The organism is Candidatus Defluviibacterium haderslevense, assembly GCA_016712225.1.
GTDB lineage: Bacteria > Bacteroidota > Bacteroidia > Chitinophagales > Saprospiraceae > Vicinibacter > Vicinibacter haderslevensis.
On record JADJRL010000003.1, the window covers coordinates 310,977 to 329,036 of the forward strand.

The following is an 18,060-nucleotide window of genomic DNA, read 5'->3' on the forward strand; positions in this document are numbered from 1 at the left end:
AATTTTCGGTAATTATGTCTTATCCATTTCAAATAAAGTCCCTTGCGGAATACCACTTGGCATACCAAAAAAGCATTGAAGATCCTTCTGATTTTTGGGCTGATGTTGCATCTCATTTTGTTTGGAAAAAAAAATGGGATCATGTTTTAGAATGGAATTTCGAAGAACCAAATATTAAATGGTTTATCAGTGGCAAACTCAACATAACAGAGAATTGTTTGGATCGTCATTTAGAGTCCAGGGGCGATCAGGTCGCATTGATTTGGGAACCGAATGATCCTAATGAACCTCATCGAAGTTTTACTTATCGAGAACTTCACTTTAGAGTCATGCAATTTGCCCATGTTTTGAAGAATAATGGAGTTAAAAAATCAGACCGCATTTGTATTTACATGGGCATGGTTCCTGAACTTGCCATTGCCGTTTTAGCATGTGCAAGAATAGGAGCTATACATTCTGTTATTTTTGGTGGGTTCAGCGCTCAGAGTATAGCTGATCGATTACAAGACGCCCAAGCCACATGCATTATAACTTGCGATGGTGCTTTCAGGGGCAATAAAATCATTCCATTAAAAAACATCATTGATGAGGCACTCATTGAATGCGATTTTGTAAAAAAAGTCATAGTCCTTTCTCGAACCCAAACTCCTGTTTCTATGATTAAGGGTCGCGATGAATGGTGGGAAGATGAAATTTCTAAAATCGAGGCACTAGGTAATCCTTATTTTCCTGCTGAAGAAATGGATGCAGAAGATATGCTCTTTATTCTTTACACATCCGGTAGTACCGGTAAACCAAAAGGTGTGGTTCATTCCTGTGCGGGATACATGATTTGGACCACCTACACTTTTGTAAATGTTTTTCAATATAGTCCTGGTGATGTTCATTTTTGCACTGCGGATATTGGTTGGATCACTGGACATAGTTATATAGTTTATGGGCCATTAAGTGCAGGTGCCACTTCCTTAATGTTTGAAGGCATTCCTACATGGCCAGACGCAGGAAGATTTTGGGATATCGTAGATAAATATAAAGTCAATATCCTGTATACCGCCCCAACTGCTATCCGTAGTTTGATGGCATTTGGAGTTGAACCTTTAAAAGGTAAAAACTTATCTTCACTAAAAATTTTAGGAACTGTTGGAGAACCCATAAACGAAGAGGCGTGGCATTGGTATGATCGACAAATTGGAAAAAACAAATGTCCCATTGTAGACACCTGGTGGCAAACCGAAACGGGTGGATGTTTGATTTCGAATTTAGCAGGTATTACTCCTGCTATTCCAGGTTGGGCTACACTACCTTTACCAGGAATACAACCCATTTTAGTGGATGAACACGGACATGAAGTAATAAAAAAAGATGAACACGGAATATTAAAAGGTAATTTGTGTATTAAAGCACCATGGCCATCTATTCTACGCACGACTTATGGAGACCATGAACGATGCAGAATCAATTATTTTGCAACTTATAAGGATTTGTATTTTACCGGTGATGGTGCCTTGAAAGATGAACATGGAAATTATAGAATTACAGGCCGTGTTGATGATGTATTAAATATTAGCGGACACAGAATTGGAACTGCAGAAATTGAAAATGCTATTAACATGCATGCAGGTGTGGTTGAGAGTGCTGTCGTAGGTTATCCTCACGATATTAAAGGTCAAGGTATTTATGCCTTTGTAATCTATAACAGCGCCCATGATAATGAACAATTAACACGACAAGATATTAACATGACCGTTGCAAAAGTCATTGGCGCTCTTGCTAAACCAGATAAAATTCAATTTGTAAGAGGACTTCCCAAAACCCGAAGTGGAAAAATTATGCGGCGAATCTTACGAAAAATAGCCGAAGGTGAAATACATCATCTGGGTGATACCACCACGCTATTGGATCCGGATATTGTAGAAGAAATTAAGGATGGAAAGATTTTGTAATTAAAATTAGTTTCTAAAAATATCGCTAATTAAAATAAAAAAGGGGACGAATGAACATCCCCTTTTTATTAAGACTGCGAAAGGTATTCGATCAATTATTGCTTAATTATTTTTTGTTGAGTCGTTGTATTGTTTGATTTTATATTCAATATATAAACTCCTTTATGTTGGAATACTTCAGATTTTATTTTTCTTTGGGTTTGATTTTTAAAATCATCGATAAATTCTGAATAAATACACTTACCATCCAAATCAAATATTTGAACTTGTGCCTGATTTGTATTTCCAGAGTACAAACTGTAATTTAAATCACCAGAAAACGGATTGGGACTAACATCTATCATCATTTGATTGGAATCGGTAATATTATGTACATCCGTAATGGTTTTAATTACAATGGTGGGTTCTGACAATTCAACATCATCTCCTATTACAAATAAAGGAAATGGATATGAATTCGCAAAAATAGCATCTTTAACATTACCATTTTCTTTAGCCAAAACCTTAATTCTTAAAAAACCATTTTCAATCTTAAATAAATCTGCTTCGGAACTTAACAACAAACCTCTCCAATCTCTTGAATTAATAATGTAATCATTATTCTTAGATAAATTTAAATAAGGAGAACTCAATTCTAGAATTTCAATTTTACTTGGATCAAATATTTGACCTAACTGCATTCCATAAATATTATATGCCTGATTGGTACGCATCCAAATATCATATACATTACCTTGAACCATCTCAAAATCATCCATAGTAAAACTAAATTTCAAGTTAGAACGCTTTTCATTATTTTCTTTACCGAAATAAATAGAATTTCCATTAATGTCTCCCTTTTTTACAGGAACTATATCAATATCAAATCTAGGAAGTCCTGTCAATTCCAAATCTTTAATCAACTTTGGATTTGATATATCTGTATTATAAAAGGCTACATCATTAGGGCAACTAAACTTAGTATCGATTCCCAATATTAATTTACGCATATCGAATAAATCGAATAAATTAATGTGATTATCACAGTTGACATCAGCAGCAATTTCTTCATATTTATTGAATATTGATATTCCAAACATTCGTTTTACAACTTGAACAAAATCATAAGTCGATACTCCATTAAGTGGATTATTAACGATTATTCTTGGTTGTAAATAACCAGAAGGAATATGAGCAGCTGTATCAACACAAACACTATAATTTAAATTCGGGTAACCCAATGGATTAGCACATGATGCCAAGGGGTGCGTGTTGTCATTAATGGTATAAACAATTTTCGTTGGACTTACTATAGGTTGTAAATGATAATTTCTGTATACACCACCGACTAAGTGTTTATAATTACTTTTAGTTCCCTTCTCTTGTAAATCAAGTGTAAAAATACAAGAATTCTGATTTCCGGATTGATCTGTCACGTATAATTGAAGACTGATAGATCCTAAATCTGCTTGCGTAAATTTTTTACTGACAATTCTTCCATTAGGATCAAATGAAAATTTAACAGCACTGCAATTATCATAACTTCCTGCATCTGCATCACTAGCATTAAGTAAAAATTCCCCAAATGGATTTAAAGCCCCACTTAATCTTTCAAAACAAATTGCAACAGGTGAGATACTGTCACTACTACAATTTACTTTAATTACTTGATCATGTTGAAATGACTCACTAGTACACCAATTGTAAACAGTCCAATGTCTTATTACTTTATAAATCAAACCACATCCAGATACTTCAGCGATAAGAATATTATCTTCATATTTATACCCCATATAATTAGCACAAACACTAGATATTATCGGTATCCCTGTATATAACGGACTTGGCGTATTTGCTGAATCTCTAGCCCAGTTATCATTACAATTCAAAGATGGTAAATCTATATTATCATAGTTTCTTAGGTTGGCAAATAATTTAGTAGCTGATCTATTAAAAATGATTTTTTGGGTACATGTTATGGTTTCGGTTCCACCAATAAATGCTGTCCACTTTCTATTGATTTGACCTGCGTTTGAATGGTTACAATCAAAGGTCATGTTTTCATCTTCATAGACTACTTTCACATAGGGGCACCCCGTTTCATACGTCACAAGATATTTATTTGGACTTGTAATGGCATCAACGAGATAATGACTTGGCCAAGGATATCCTATAAATTCAGGTCGAATTTCTTGGGCACATTGTACAATGATATCTGAACATTGAAATTCAAATCGCTTCTTAGGATCACAGACACTATTGATTAATAAATTGACGTTTCCCCAACAAGAGTTTCCTGTATTCAAATCCGTGACCAAGTATTGAAAACTTTTTGGTAATAATTCATCAATCAGATTCAAAGCTTGCTTTTGATGATTTGCATCAAAATATTCATACTTGAAATTGTGATCATAACACCAAGATCCCTCAAGAAATAAGTCAGGATCTACGCTCAATTGTTCTCCTGGATTTATGGTTATATTTATAAGATCGTTGCAAACCATTGAAGGAGTACATTTTGCTATTTGAAATTGCGCATTTTGACTTGTATAATTCCCACTTGCATCAGTAGCATAGACCGTTAAGGTCATTGGGAATGGATCATTTCTACTGATTAACTTTTCAAAGTCATTGACATTTTGCGAAAATGAAAATCGCAAATTTCCAAAAGAAGTACAATTATCTGCACAGGCAGTAACCAATTCTGTAGCTTCCAAGCGGTAACTAGCGGCTTGATCCAAATTTACAGTGTATAATGATTTAGTAAATAAAATGGGCGATTCCAGGTCGGGATTACAATTCTGAGCTATAATTTCATTATTAAAGAAATAGATCCCAAAAAAGAAAAAACAGAAAATTTGAATTAAGTGTGTAACATTTTTCATAGTTAAAACATTGAAGTGATTTGTAAATTAATAAAACATTTAATTAGAGTATCATTTAAGTTTGTAAAATATTCCGAATTGTATTTGAAAAGATCCATGTTTTTCCCGGATCGAGTGATCACGATCGCCCCAGGATTGAAACTCATCATTTCTTGACAATCCAATATTCAAATTTAAATCATCTTTTATACCATATACTACTTCCATTCCATAACGATAGCTGCATGACACTGGGAAAAAAGTTACATTTTTTCCATATTCAGACAATGCAAATGGATCTTGTTCTGAATCGACAACTCGACCATTAAAGGATTGATAAATAGGAATTGCAATTCCTAGATGCGGTTGAATGGTCCATCTAGAATTCAATAAAAATTGATAAGTCAAATATATGGGAATATTAAATTGACTCCTGTGGTTAAAATGGTTTCGATTTACATTTCTATACTGAGTTACCGAAATGGTCCCTGTATCATATGAACTTACAGATTGAGCATTAATTTTTTCAAGTATGACTTGGCCATGTAAATTTGTTTTTACAGTGTCCTTGAATTGTTGATGAAAACCAATAGTTGCCTGACTCCATTCAAAGCCAGCTCTAAGTGAAACATGATTGTAAATTTTATGCTGTGCTAAACATTGAATGCTAATCAAATCTATTGCTTTTTCTGTTTTTTGCCTTTCTGATAACAATTCAGATTCGCTCTTCAATGTTTGGAAGAGCCGTCCATAAGAGATATTAGTTCCTATAGCGAAATTCGTTCTTAGTTTAGATCCTTGCCCTGTTTTAAAATCATCATTCTTAATAGTCAAATCTAACTTTAAGTAAGGCAATTGATGATGATCATTTATATAAGAAAATTTTGCTTCCAAAACTGGCAATATATAATTAATATTATGATTTACATCTGATACCTCCAATTGTTGATAATAAGTATTCACAGGTTCATTTTGTGTAACCTTGGCATACCCCATAACCATTGGATTCTTGTTTGTCTCTGAATGATGTAAAGCGCCTTCGAAAGTACTTGATTCATTTGATATTATTGTTTCCTTCCCAGCTGATATTAATGGATCAGGATCCAAGAATTCCTTCACCGAAGTCTTAACTGTTTTATAATGATTTATTGCTCCTTTTACACGTTTTACATTAAATGTCTTGTCTTCAAATTTAGAAGTGAGTTGTTCTTGTTTGGATTCATTAGCCGATTGAATTGTTGTGATTTGATGTGTGGATTGTTTAATATTCTGTTTATTGTCGAATGCATTAGACCCCTTAATTGTACCTTCGACATCACCACGATTAACTATAGAAATAAGCTGTAACTTATCACTTAAATGTATAGAATATATTCCTAATCCGATTAAAATCAATGGTAGAAAAATCCAATAAACAAAACGCCTTTTCCTTTTATTGGTTTGAATTTTTGGCAATAACAAATCCCACTCTTGATCTTTATCAAAAGAATCAGATGCCTTGTCCAGTTTTTTATTTAACCAATGATCAAATAATGAATTTTTCATATTTTGTAGAATAAAGTGTTTCTAATTTATTTTTTAAATAAGCACGAGCCCTAACCAATTGAGACCTCGAAGTACTTTCCTGAATCTGTAATGCTTCTGCAATTTCATGATGACTTAAATGTTCAAAGACAAATAAATTTAATATGATTCTATATCCATCAGGCATTTTTTGAATTTCTTTCAATATTTCTTCTTGATGGATCAGATCAAGGTCTTCATGAATATGTCCCTTCTCTTCAAGATCATATTGATCCAATTCGACGTATTGAATTTTTTTGGACTTAAAATGAGTGAGAATACAATTTTTTGCAATTCGATATACCCATGCATTCAATTCACCTTTAGAGACATCATATTGATCGAGATGTTTAAATACCTTAATATAGGTCTCCTGAAATAAGTCCCGAACTTCTTCAGGATCTGAACTATACCTTTTACAAGTTTGATTAATCTTTTCTGAAGTCATATCAAAGATCTTTCTTTGGGCCCTTGCATCATGGTCCAAACAAGCTTTAATTATGGATTTTAATTCAGATTGAGATATCATCAATAAAAATATAGTTAGTTCAATTTATTGAATAATGGCTCTAAAAAAAACCAAATCCGTAGTATATTTTTTCATAGAAATTTGATCTTCAATAATCACTTTGGGTAAATTACATTCTAGCATCTGAACACCACCCAATTCAAAAAAGAAAATTTCAGGATCATCAATGATTTCTTTTAATTGATATGTGGCGCTTATGAAGGAGGATGAAGTTAACCGCCAATAATTGCCCGTCGTTGGATGATTAAGACGTTCCAATATTAATTTTTCGGTGAACATTCCATTGGATCCATATTCAAAAATAAAAATAACATTGGGACTATTAGGATTTGAAATTTTTCTAACCCTACAAATTGAATAAGAAGTATCAATATGATTAAAACTAAATCGAGCTATACTTGAAACTTTATTCTCACAAATTCTAAAGGTACTATTCGAATTGTTAACTGATGATGTAGTTATTATTTCACTGGTCTTATTATTCACTAAATCGGTAGCAGTATATAGCATATCCAATTTGTTACAAGAAAAAAATAGGGAGTTAAAGATACCTTGTGCTCCTATTGGAAAAACAATAGATTGATTGGCTTTATTCCTGGCAAGTATATAACCTTCAGTAATGGGACTTCCATCACAATAAATGGCTTTACCTGATAACTCAATTGCAAAATTCAATGGATTATCTACAATTAAATCTTTTACTATAGGTAATTGATTAACGTTTACCGGAAATACACTATTTACATCTTGACACTCATCTTGAAATATCACTTCCTGATATTTGTCTTGAACTACAAATAGTTTAAATTTTCCAGAATATTGAATTCTGGTAACATGAATGGATTGTCCGTTTAACGTGTTTGCTATTCTTGAGAAAGACATGCCATTATTTTTATTGAACATTGCCATGCCTTCACATGTGGTGTATAAATAGCTTACCCCTATTGCCATTTGTTCCGGATTATTGGTTATTATAGACAATTGATTAGGTTCCATTGTAACTTGACCATTGTATTTCCACTTACTTTCATTGGTGTTGAAACTATAAGACTGTACAAGGGGAGAAAGATGAGATGTATTAATATTATATTTAACCTGAATGGATTTTGAAAAATATAATGGTTCACCGGTCTCAATACTTCTGACTTCAATGCCTAAATGATGTTGTATATGTAACAATTTTTTCGAATTTTTTTCATCCAATGCGATCACACCTGATTGTAATTCCCGGGTAATGGATGAATCCTTATACTTTGGAGCGACCTTGTAAGTTCCATGAAATAGACTACCATCAGATTTCATAAGCGCATCGGCTGGAATGTAAACTTCATACAAATGATTGTAAGTATAGATGGCATCTGCATCACTTGAGAATTTATTGGTAAAAATACGTTCTTCTAAAATGCATCTTGTAAAACTAAGGTCTCCCGGTAAGCCTTCTAAACTTTGATAGCTTACGAAATAATTTGGGCTTTCTATTTTAAGAAAATCCTGATCTTTTGAAATATAAACTTTTTGAAAACGAAAATAACCATTTTTGTCAGTCAAAGTAATGGTATTCCCAATACTTACTTTTGCATTGAGTACAGCTTGTCCATATTGATCCTGAACCAAACCAATGATGTTCGTTTCAATTTCTACTTTGGGAGGATCGGGATTATTGATTATCGAAATATCTTCATACGTCTTTCGACAGGAGATGCCTAATAAAATAAGCAAACCCACTAATAAAATATTTTTATTCATATCTACGGCTATTAATCAATACTACCTCACAATTGGTGTAAAAGCTGCACGAAATAAAGAAAAATTGTATGAACTTAAATAAATACATATCAATAATTTATACATATAATAATAATTAATGTATAATCATTTGTTTTTTAATCTATGTTTAATCATTCCATGCTTATTTTGAATATTACCTACTCTGGCTATTGATTCATCTTTCATTAAGCTTAAGCACTGACTTTTTAAATGTACATTTCCAATATTAGGGACTTTAAATCCAATCAATTAAAAGGAATTATTCAGAAAAATTCTATTTCAATAAAGATCTATTACCTTAGATGTATCAACATTAACGAATTCATTTAATGCTACGCGCAACAAGATTCATATTTATATCAAAATCAATTCATCCATATGATTGAATACTTAGATTATCAATTCCAGGACACCCCAGAATTTATCAATACCTTCGATGAACTCCCGCTTTGGAGTGCTTCATTTGGCCTCTTATTATTTAAACACCTGGAACTCAAACCGAATCTATCCGTACTGGATATCGGCTCAGGGGCAGGTTTTCCATTGATGGAACTAGCTGCAAGATTAGGCAATTCCTGCATGTGTTATGGCCTCGATCCATGGATTCATGCCAATCAACGAGCACAACAAAAAATAATAAACTATCAACTGACCAATGTTAAGTTGATTGCAGCTTCAGCAGAGAAAATTCCTCTGGCTGATAGCAGTATTGATTTAATCGTTTCAAATCTGGGCATTAATAATTTTGAACAACCTGATCTTGTTTTTACTGAATGCTATCGTGTATTAAAATCCAATGGAAGGATCGTTTTGACCACAAATATCTCCGGTCACTGGAAGGAATTCTATGACTTATTCGAGCAGGTCCTTATAGAAAAAAATCTTCATTCCATTATTCCTGAATTACACCAACATATAGAGCATAGAGGAAATCTTGATTCCATATGTTCTCTATTTACCAACAATGGATTCTCAGTAACCAGACATTTCGAAGAATCTTTTGAGATGCATTTTTTAAATGGTAGCGCTTTTTTAAATCATTACTTTATAAAGCTTGGATGGCTGGATTCCTGGAGACAATTAATTCCCGAAACTGAAAGAATAACTTTTTTTTCTGCATTAGAGCTTTTGTTAAATGAGTATTCCAAATTGAATCATGGATTGAAATTAACCGTTCCCATGTTGTATATTGAAGGGATAAAAAGGGAGTAATGAATGTGTGATTGGCACCATAAGTTCTTTAAAAGGTGATTCAAATTGGACCAAATTCATATCACATTCCTTGTATTGGGAACGTTTTAGCTTATAGAGTTGGTTATCCTTATATGATTTTAATCGTTTAAATATGTAAAAAACATAATCCGATTTAAAAGTTAAAAAACATTACCCTATTCGAAGAATGTTTACATTTGTTGCCTTATCAATGAATAATAAATTATGATATCTTTAAAACCGCTTGTTTCCTTTATTTTGATTTTAATCGGATTGAGCAATATATATGCCCAAAATCCTAATGCTCTTGAAAGTATTATTCATGCGGAACAAGCCAATTACACCAGGAATCACAATACTGTGGATCAATCCTTGATGTCTACCGCCAATAATAAATCTGACATTAAATATACTCGGATGCATTGGGAGGTAGATCCTGCGGTCTCATACATTAAAGGTGAAGTCATGACGATATTCCAACCCATTGAAAATGTTCAGAATCTGGATTTTGATTTTTCTGAAGCATTGACTATGGATAGTGTTAAATATCATGATAATTCGTTAAAATATACCATTACAGGAGATCAAATACAAGTTCATTTTCCTTCAACATTATTACATGGATCAACTGATAGTTTGACTTTTTATTATCATGGAAAACCAACGAGCACGGGCTTTGGATCTTTCATCGTTGACGAACACGCCGGAACGCCTGTATTATGGACCCTTTCAGAGCCTTACGGTGCTAGAGAATGGTGGCCTTGCAAACAATCTTTAAATGATAAAATAGATTCCATAGATGTGTACATTACCAATCCCGTAGCATATAAAGCGGCTAGTAATGGATTACTCATCAATGAATCCATTGCAAATGGCAAGATAACAGCCCACTGGAAACATAGATATCCCATAGCAGCTTATTTGATATGTATGGCGGTAACCAACTATGAAGTTTTTACGGAGTTTGCTCCCTTTGGAAATCAAACTACTACTATATTGAATTATGTATATCCTGAAAACCTTGAAGATGCTAAAGCAGGTGTTGCTCAAAATGTTACTCACATGCAATTGTATGACCAATTATTCGGGATGTATCCTTTTCAAAATGAAAAATATGGTCATGCTCAATTTGGTTGGGGTGGAGGAATGGAACACCAGACCATGACTTTCGTTACCAGTTATGGTTATGAACTTTTAGCACATGAATTGGCCCATCACTGGTTTGGTGATAAAGTCACTTGTGGCTCATGGCAGGATATCTGGCTAAATGAAGGATTTGCTACCTATTTGAGTGGATTGTGCTATCAATATTTACTTCCTGAATATTGGTTGCCATTCAAACAACAACGCATTGCTACTATAACAAGTCAACCGGGAGGATCGGTATTTGTAACAGATACTTCCAGCGTTAATCGTATTTTTTCAGGGCGCCTTACCTATGCTAAGGGAGCTATGATATTACATCAACTGAGATGGATCTGTGGTGACAGTATATTTTTTAAAGGAATTAGAAATTATATCAATGATCTGGCTATTGCATATAGTTATGCAAAAACTTCAGACTTAAAAAGACATCTTGAAACTGTTTCCGGAAAAAATTTAACCGGGTATTTTGCAGATTGGTTCACCGGCCAGGGTTACCCATCATATCAGGTCAGTTGGTCACAAGATATTACTCAAACCATACATGTTAAATTGAATCAAACCCAATCACATGGTTCCGTAGATTTCTTTGAAATGCCTGTGCCACTTAAAATAAACGGGCCTACTGGACAGTCCATTACAATAGTTTTGGACAACACATTTAATGGCCAAAATTTTTCACAACAGATTAATTTTCCAATTGCATCCGTTGAGTTTGATCCCGAATTATGGTTAATAACTAAGGATAATACCATTTCGTTTGTTGTAGGAGTTGATCCTCTAAATTCGGATGGATATTCATTAAATATAGAACCCAATCCTATCCAAAACGGAATACTTCAAACCATCATCGAATCTCCAACAGAACAAATCATTCAATCAACCATTGAATCCATTGATGGTAAAATCATGATGAACAAATTAGTATCCATAGAATCAGGCAAAACATCCAAGCAATTCGATGTAACAGGATTTCCTTGCGGCACGTATTCCTTACAATTAAAAACCAAACAAGGATCCTTGACTAAGAAATTTGTGATTCATTAGAGGAAGAGGAAGTATTTTATGTTTAATAAAAGAATAACCTATTATAATTTATAATCAGTACTTGAAAGATTATATTAAAAATTAAGTACTTAATACCAAGATCAAATTAAGAGGCTATACATTGCAACTTTTTAATCATTCATCAATATTAATTTTTTTGTAAATGACTTTTTATTCTGAGTTATTCTTATAAAGTAAGTAGCGTTAGGTATTCCAAGTCCAAACAAATCAATTGAAATTTTGCCATCATCCATCGAATAAATGTTATCAAAATATTTTTTTCCATTCAGTGAGATGATTTCGATCTTCGTCCTTTCTGCATATGGCAATCCAACAATAACAAATTGACCATTGTTGGGTACAGGATATATGCTTACATTATCGATATTTATATCACGAACCGCAACACCATAATCAATAATGACATCTGTACAAATCTCTGGGGAAGTAAAGCATACGGATTCTATGGTAAGACATATTTTTTTGTCTGTTGTCGTTGAATCCCATGATACATATATTTTCGTACTATCAATTGGATCCATAAAAATAAACCGACTACCAGAAACATTCCATTTGATTTTTTTAATATTAGTTGATGAACCATTGGTTATTTTGAAGGTATAACTTCCTAATTTACCATTTTCTACTGTTAAATCACCAACAATAATAAATTTTGGAAAATAAGTAGCATCATTAAACGTATCACAAAATGTTTGAGAACAATCAACACTGAGTTGATCTAATTGGACCCGATAATCGTATTGCAAACAGTAGATATCGCTTTGATTAACCCTGAGTATACTATCATGACTGATCATAGTATGAGCAGAATCTGATTGCCGATACCATTTAAATTCTTTCTTTGTAATATCAGCATCACATACGCCCGATATCATTAATTGTGGTATGATACTTACATAATTAGAATCGCATGATTCGATCCATTGACAATCAACCTTAGGGCTAATGGTATTCAAAATATAAAAACTATCACAAGTCAAAGAATCCCCATCTGGAAAAATTACTTTTAATTCCTTATTGCATCCTGGATAAAGAACATGATTTGTAGGGTCTTGATAAATCATTTGATCACAATTAAAATAATTTATTGTCACCGGAGGATTTTGTGGTTCTATTGTTAAATTCAATATTGCAGACGTAGCACAACAATTCTGATCATTCAGCATTATGGTATAACTGCCTTCCTTAGTTATTTTTTGATTAAACCAAACATAGGGTAATTCTGAAGGACATAAATGCTTATTTTCCATTATAGAATCCAGTCTATTAATAACTTGAATGGTTGCACATTGAGGACCTTGCTGACTGCATAAGGAATGACTCTTAAGATTACCAATATAACTTACTACACATAAAGTAAATTCTCCTGTATCTTGAAAATCCAAATCGATTTCGTTTGTTGAAGAACCTACGAGTTGACCATCTAGGGTCCATTCATAATTGGGTTCACAACCCGCTTCTTCACCAGCCACTTTAAATTTATTATTACAATTGCCAGCGCAGGTAGTAATAAAGCGGTCGTCGTCATTATTTATTTTACCCAAGGGTTTAATTTCTGGTTGTGATCCTCCAGAAGTTTGAATTGAAAAATCGCAAACATCACCACTACAGCCATCCACAAACAAATAATAATTTTTACAAGCTGTAAGATTAGCTTGAATGGTGAATTGGCCAGGTCCTGTACAATTAGGATTACATGCTACTGATTCTGCGCAATCACAATCGCCCCAAATCCCCATTTGGACACCAGTGCCATTGACAGAACAGTTAGAATATGTTATGGTTATTGTAACCGCCCCACCATCAGTTACAAATCCCCACCAAGCCGTATTATGGGATCCACCTCCTGAAGGACAAAGCGGAGAACACCCAGTAGGATTGCTATAATTTGGGTTTGAACAAGTATATCCATTCAATTCATCTAATGAACACAAAATGTTGGAATCATCACAATTGTCCACAGACTCTGGAACACATTGAGATAAGCCAAAATTATTGAAACCAATAAAACTGAAAATAAATAATAGCGTTGATAGAAGATTTTTCATAGGGTAAATTTAATTTTTTTATGAGTAATACAAAAGCATAATTAAGTAACAATTCGAGTCATTTCCAATTATTATAGAGAAAATAGCCCCAATTGTTATTCAAATATAAACAAATATAACAAATTCAAAAAATATTTAACCATTAATAAATTGGATCCATTTATTAATAATCATTCCATTTAAGCAGAATCATTTAGAAGACAGGATCCACTTTGTTCATTTTTAGCTATTGCTTTAACCATCTATTAGAAATGTTATCACGTTTAAAGGATAAATTAAAGTTATTACTTAAATTTGTATTTCTTCATTCAAATTCACATTCCTTAACTTCCCTAAATATGGTATTTAAACCACATTCTATTACCATCAAGAATTGGAAATTGAGCTTATTCTTAATACTCATTATACATTGCCAACACTCGCTTTGTGCTCAAACCATTACAGCCCCAGTGCTTTCATACCATAATTCTGATGTCCTTTTAAAATCCATATTTAAAAACTACGAAATTATTTCTTTGGATATCGACCAAATAAAATCCGCTCTCAATCAGAGAACCGTTCATCAAAAACTCGACATTCAACTGGGATCAAAACACTGGAATCTGGATTTATTTGAATACGATTTAATCAAAGCTGATTATCAATTAAGAATTGGAACAGATGAAGGAATTATTACAAAACCAAAACCAGGAAATATTAAAACGTACCGAATATCCAATCAGAATGCTGCCGGAGAAATGGGAAGTTTAACTGTTGCAAATCATTTTTTCTATGGATTTGTGAATGATGGCCATGAACGTTATTTTTTTGAACCCTTATCTGGAATAGACTCGAGCTGCACCTTGGATTATTTGATTGTGTATAAAGAATCTGATGTTAAAGTAAATGGAAATATTAAATGTGGCAGCAATGAATTAAAAGACAAAACACCGATCTTAAAAGAAAATGATATTCAAAATCGTGGTACCTGCATCGCATTTGAGGTAGCTCTAGCGAATGATTTTACCGTATTTACTTTTCGTGGTGATGTACCCAAAACTGAAGCCTGGTGCACTGGTGTATTGGCTAATGTTCAAACCAATTACGATAATGAATTCACAGTCGGTATAGAATTAAATGTTTCTACAATTTTTATTGCCACTTCATCTGCAAGTGATCCATGGAATGGCATTAATGATATTCAGGTTCATTTAAATCAACATGCTACTTGGGCAAATGCAGGTGGTTATGGTGGGGCGTCCTATGGTCTTGCAACTGCCTGGACCAGAAAATATCAAAGCGGAACTATAGGCTATGCCTATATAGGTACAGTCTGTGGTAATCTCAGATATAATGTATGTAGCGATCTCAATGCAGCTTCTACCAGCAGAAATCTCCAGGCCCACGAGATGGGTCACAATTTTAGTGCGAATCACGATGCTGGCGGTTCTCCGTATATTATGGCACCTACGATAAGTGGTTCGAATATCTGGTCTGCAATATCTATAACAGCGATTAGTGCACATGCTCAATCCAGAGGATGTGCAGGAGGTTGTAGCACGGGCTCCAATCCATCCATTGCAAATTTCAAAGCCACACCAACAACACTGTGTGTTCCAGCTATGAGTCAAGTACAATTTATGGATCTTTCTTCAGGTAATCCCATTAGTTGGCTTTGGTCTTTTCCAGGTGGAACACCAAGCAATTCTACTTTGCAACATCCATTAATTACCTACAGCAACCATGGAAAATTCGAAGTAACACTACAAGTTACTAATTCCGGTGGTATCAATGCCATTACTTTTTTGGAATATATTGATGTTGAAGAAAAACCAAAACCATCCTGGCAACACACCATTTTAAATCGGGAATTAACTATATTTCCAAATACTTCACAGTACGCGGATACCTATTTGTGGAAATTCGGAGATGGTGGGACTTCAACAGATGCCGAACCGAAACATACCTATGCTAATGATGGTGCATATGATCTTAGCTTAGAAGTTACCAATCGCTGTGGCACCGTTAAAAAAACGATACGCATTTTTATAGTTACAAAAAATTCAGCAAATTTTATTGGTGATGTTTTACGCGGTTGTGCAACACACAAAGTTAAATATACGAACCAATCATCAACGAATTCCACAAGCTATATATGGGAATTCCCGGGAGGAAATCCTTCTAGTTCTACTTTAAAAGATCCTCCTGTCATTAGCTATCCGAATAAAGGAAATTTTGATGTACAATTAATCGCAAGTAATTCAAAATATAAAGATACGCTTTTAAGAAAAAAATATATTATAGCAGACACCATTCCCATAGCCTTATTCTCATTTACTCCTCCAATAGGTCCTTTAGTTGATTTTGCAAGTTTATCTATAAATGAAATAGCTTATTTTTGGAATTTCGGTGATGGTCAAACAAGTACTGAAAAAAATCCAAGCCACCAATATAAATCTGCTGGTATTTATACTGTGATTCTCCAGACTTCTAACACATGCGGCATAAGCCGAGATACACAACAAATTGAAATCAAAAAAATATTAAGTGCTGATTTCAAAGTTTCCAAATCTTTAGGCTGTGTACCATTCGAAGTTAACTTTGAAAATTTGTCCACCAATGCTCTTTCTCTGGAATGGAAATTCCCGGGAGGTAGTCCAAACACAAGTACAGATATTAATCCTAAAGTCTACTATTCTACATCCGGGGAATACGATGTAGAACTTATAATAATAAATGGATCTGATCGAGATTCCATCATTAAAACTCATTATATAGAAGTACGATCACAACCCATCCCGGATTTCAATTACAATGTCAGCGGACTTCAGGTATTTTTTACTAACACTTCTTTATTAGCAAACACTTACGAATGGGATTTTGGAGATCAATCTGCTGTCAGCTTTGAGACCTCTCCAATACATGAATATCAATCTGAAGGTATATTTCAAGTCAAACTAAAAATAACTAATGATTGTGGTACTCAGGAATTAACAAAAGAAGTCATTGTATTCTATATTCCCAAAGTAGATTTTAGGGTAAGTTCTACTACGGTATGTCAAAGTGATGAAGTTCAATTCTATGACGCATCATCTAAAGATGTAAATTCATTTGAATGGCAGATTGAAGGTGCTACACCAGATATTTCCACTTTAATAAATCCAATAGTGGTATTTAATAAAACCGGCAACTTTAGTGTAAAGCTTGCCGTAAAGAATTCAAATGGATCTAGTTTCGTAATTAAGCAAAATTACATTAATGTTGTTTCACCGATATATTGCCCGGAGCGCCCTAATAAAAAGAAGAAATTGCTGAATACAGATCGATGAGTAGTTTTAATATGCGACGATCGTTAATGTGCGAACGTCGAAGTCTCTGACTTCGATGTAACGATAGTTTAACAGATGAAAACTTCGACAATCGAGGTATTAAGATTTTATAAAATGACCAAGTATTGAATTAACTAAATAATTATCATCTTATGAAAAACTCCATTGTTTTTCTTTGCTTAATGATTACATTATTTTTTTCTTGTGACCCTGTATTCTATATCGATTATTATATTCTAAATAGTACAGATGGAAATATTAAAATAATTTATGAATTTAATCTGGGCAGAAATGAATTTGATACAGCTATTATTGAAAGTAAAAAGAAGCTTTTTTTGGTTAATCATTCAGCTATTGGTTCAACTTCAAGAAATTATCTTGCAAGTTTAGACTCTATTTATTTATTCAAGAATCTCCAGATATTTAATTCGAATGGCAGTAAATATATTAAAGATCCTTTTAGTATTAAAAGTTGGCATAGGATGAGTAAAGGGGACGAAGGTACGGTTGAACTTGATGTCAGAACTGAGGATTTTTAATCAAGTATCTTATTCGATCGTCGAAGTCTCTGACTTCGATGCAACGATTCCTCAATTCACGATCTTCAAAGTCTCTGACTTCGATGCAACGAAAACA

At 33.5% G+C, this 18,060-nt stretch carries 10 protein-coding genes; 5 read left to right on the top strand and 5 right to left on the bottom strand.

Going from position 1 to position 18,060, the window contains the following annotated elements:
• Window positions 1–14 precede the first annotated feature (14 nt).
• Entirely contained in the window at window positions 15–1,943 is a 1,929-nt protein-coding gene (gene acs / locus IPK88_01610) for an acetate--CoA ligase (GenBank protein ID MBK8242096.1), read from the top strand.
• Between the two features lie 95 nt (window positions 1,944–2,038).
• Here the strand turns inward: acs and IPK88_01615 are convergent, their stop codons facing one another.
• From IPK88_01615 to IPK88_01630, 4 genes are read right to left on the bottom strand one after another with little or no spacing between them, the layout of a single operon-like run.
• Entirely contained in the window at window positions 2,039–4,807 is a 2,769-nt protein-coding gene (locus IPK88_01615; GenBank protein MBK8242097.1) for a T9SS type A sorting domain-containing protein, read from the bottom strand.
• A 51-nt stretch (window positions 4,808–4,858) separates the two neighbouring features.
• Complete coding sequence (locus tag IPK88_01620; GenBank protein ID MBK8242098.1) at window positions 4,859–6,331, bottom strand: hypothetical protein; 1,473 nt, start codon at window positions 6,329–6,331, stop codon at window positions 4,859–4,861.
• On the bottom strand, window positions 6,312–6,878 hold the full coding sequence (locus IPK88_01625) for a sigma-70 family RNA polymerase sigma factor (GenBank protein MBK8242099.1): 567 nt from the start codon (window positions 6,876–6,878) through the stop codon (window positions 6,312–6,314). The genes IPK88_01620 and IPK88_01625 overlap by 20 nt, the downstream gene beginning before the upstream one ends.
• A gap of 24 nt (window positions 6,879–6,902) precedes the next feature.
• Entirely contained in the window at window positions 6,903–8,624 is a 1,722-nt protein-coding gene (locus IPK88_01630; GenBank protein ID MBK8242100.1) for a carboxypeptidase regulatory-like domain-containing protein, read from the bottom strand.
• Between the two features lie 399 nt (window positions 8,625–9,023).
• Here IPK88_01630 and IPK88_01635 point away from each other — a divergent pair, with 399 nt between their 5' ends.
• Together IPK88_01635 and IPK88_01640 are read left to right on the top strand one after the other, a co-directional pair.
• Window positions 9,024–9,857, top strand: coding sequence for a methyltransferase domain-containing protein (locus tag IPK88_01635; protein ID MBK8242101.1), 834 nt, complete (start codon window positions 9,024–9,026; stop codon window positions 9,855–9,857).
• Between the two features lie 225 nt (window positions 9,858–10,082).
• Window positions 10,083–12,047 carry a T9SS type A sorting domain-containing protein gene (locus IPK88_01640; GenBank protein ID MBK8242102.1) on the top strand — a complete coding sequence of 655 codons (1,965 nt, stop codon included), beginning with the start codon at window positions 10,083–10,085 and terminating at the stop codon, window positions 12,045–12,047.
• A 131-nt stretch (window positions 12,048–12,178) separates the two neighbouring features.
• On the opposite strand, the gene IPK88_01645 is transcribed toward IPK88_01640, so the two are convergent.
• Window positions 12,179–14,116 (bottom strand): T9SS type A sorting domain-containing protein, encoded by a 1,938-nt coding sequence (locus IPK88_01645; GenBank protein ID MBK8242103.1) that lies wholly within the window; start codon window positions 14,114–14,116, stop codon window positions 12,179–12,181.
• A gap of 338 nt (window positions 14,117–14,454) precedes the next feature.
• On the opposite strand from IPK88_01645, the gene IPK88_01650 reads away from it, so the two are divergent.
• The gene (locus IPK88_01650) at window positions 14,455–17,424 is read left to right on the top strand and encodes a PKD domain-containing protein (GenBank protein ID MBK8242104.1); all 2,970 of its coding nucleotides are present in this window, start codon (window positions 14,455–14,457) and stop codon (window positions 17,422–17,424) included.
• Window positions 17,425–17,576: 152 nt separating this feature from the next.
• Complete coding sequence (locus tag IPK88_01655; GenBank protein ID MBK8242105.1) at window positions 17,577–17,963, top strand: hypothetical protein; 387 nt, start codon at window positions 17,577–17,579, stop codon at window positions 17,961–17,963.
• Window positions 17,964–18,060 lie beyond the last annotated feature (97 nt).

Coding starts and splice junctions, on each gene's coding strand:
- IPK88_01620 (MBK8242098.1), bottom strand. CDS start 6,331: ATGAAAAATTCATTATTTGATCATTGGTTAAATAAAAAACTGGACAAG.
- IPK88_01650 (MBK8242104.1), top strand. CDS start 14,455: ATGGTATTTAAACCACATTCTATTACCATCAAGAATTGGAAATTGAGC.
- IPK88_01645 (MBK8242103.1), bottom strand. CDS start 14,116: ATGAAAAATCTTCTATCAACGCTATTATTTATTTTCAGTTTTATTGGT.
- IPK88_01635 (MBK8242101.1), top strand. CDS start 9,024: ATGATTGAATACTTAGATTATCAATTCCAGGACACCCCAGAATTTATC.
- IPK88_01615 (MBK8242097.1), bottom strand. CDS start 4,807: ATGAAAAATGTTACACACTTAATTCAAATTTTCTGTTTTTTCTTTTTT.
- IPK88_01655 (MBK8242105.1), top strand. CDS start 17,577: ATGAAAAACTCCATTGTTTTTCTTTGCTTAATGATTACATTATTTTTT.
- IPK88_01625 (MBK8242099.1), bottom strand. CDS start 6,878: ATGATATCTCAATCTGAATTAAAATCCATAATTAAAGCTTGTTTGGAC.
- IPK88_01640 (MBK8242102.1), top strand. CDS start 10,083: ATGATATCTTTAAAACCGCTTGTTTCCTTTATTTTGATTTTAATCGGA.
- acs (MBK8242096.1), top strand. CDS start 15: ATGTCTTATCCATTTCAAATAAAGTCCCTTGCGGAATACCACTTGGCA.
- IPK88_01630 (MBK8242100.1), bottom strand. CDS start 8,624: ATGAATAAAAATATTTTATTAGTGGGTTTGCTTATTTTATTAGGCATC.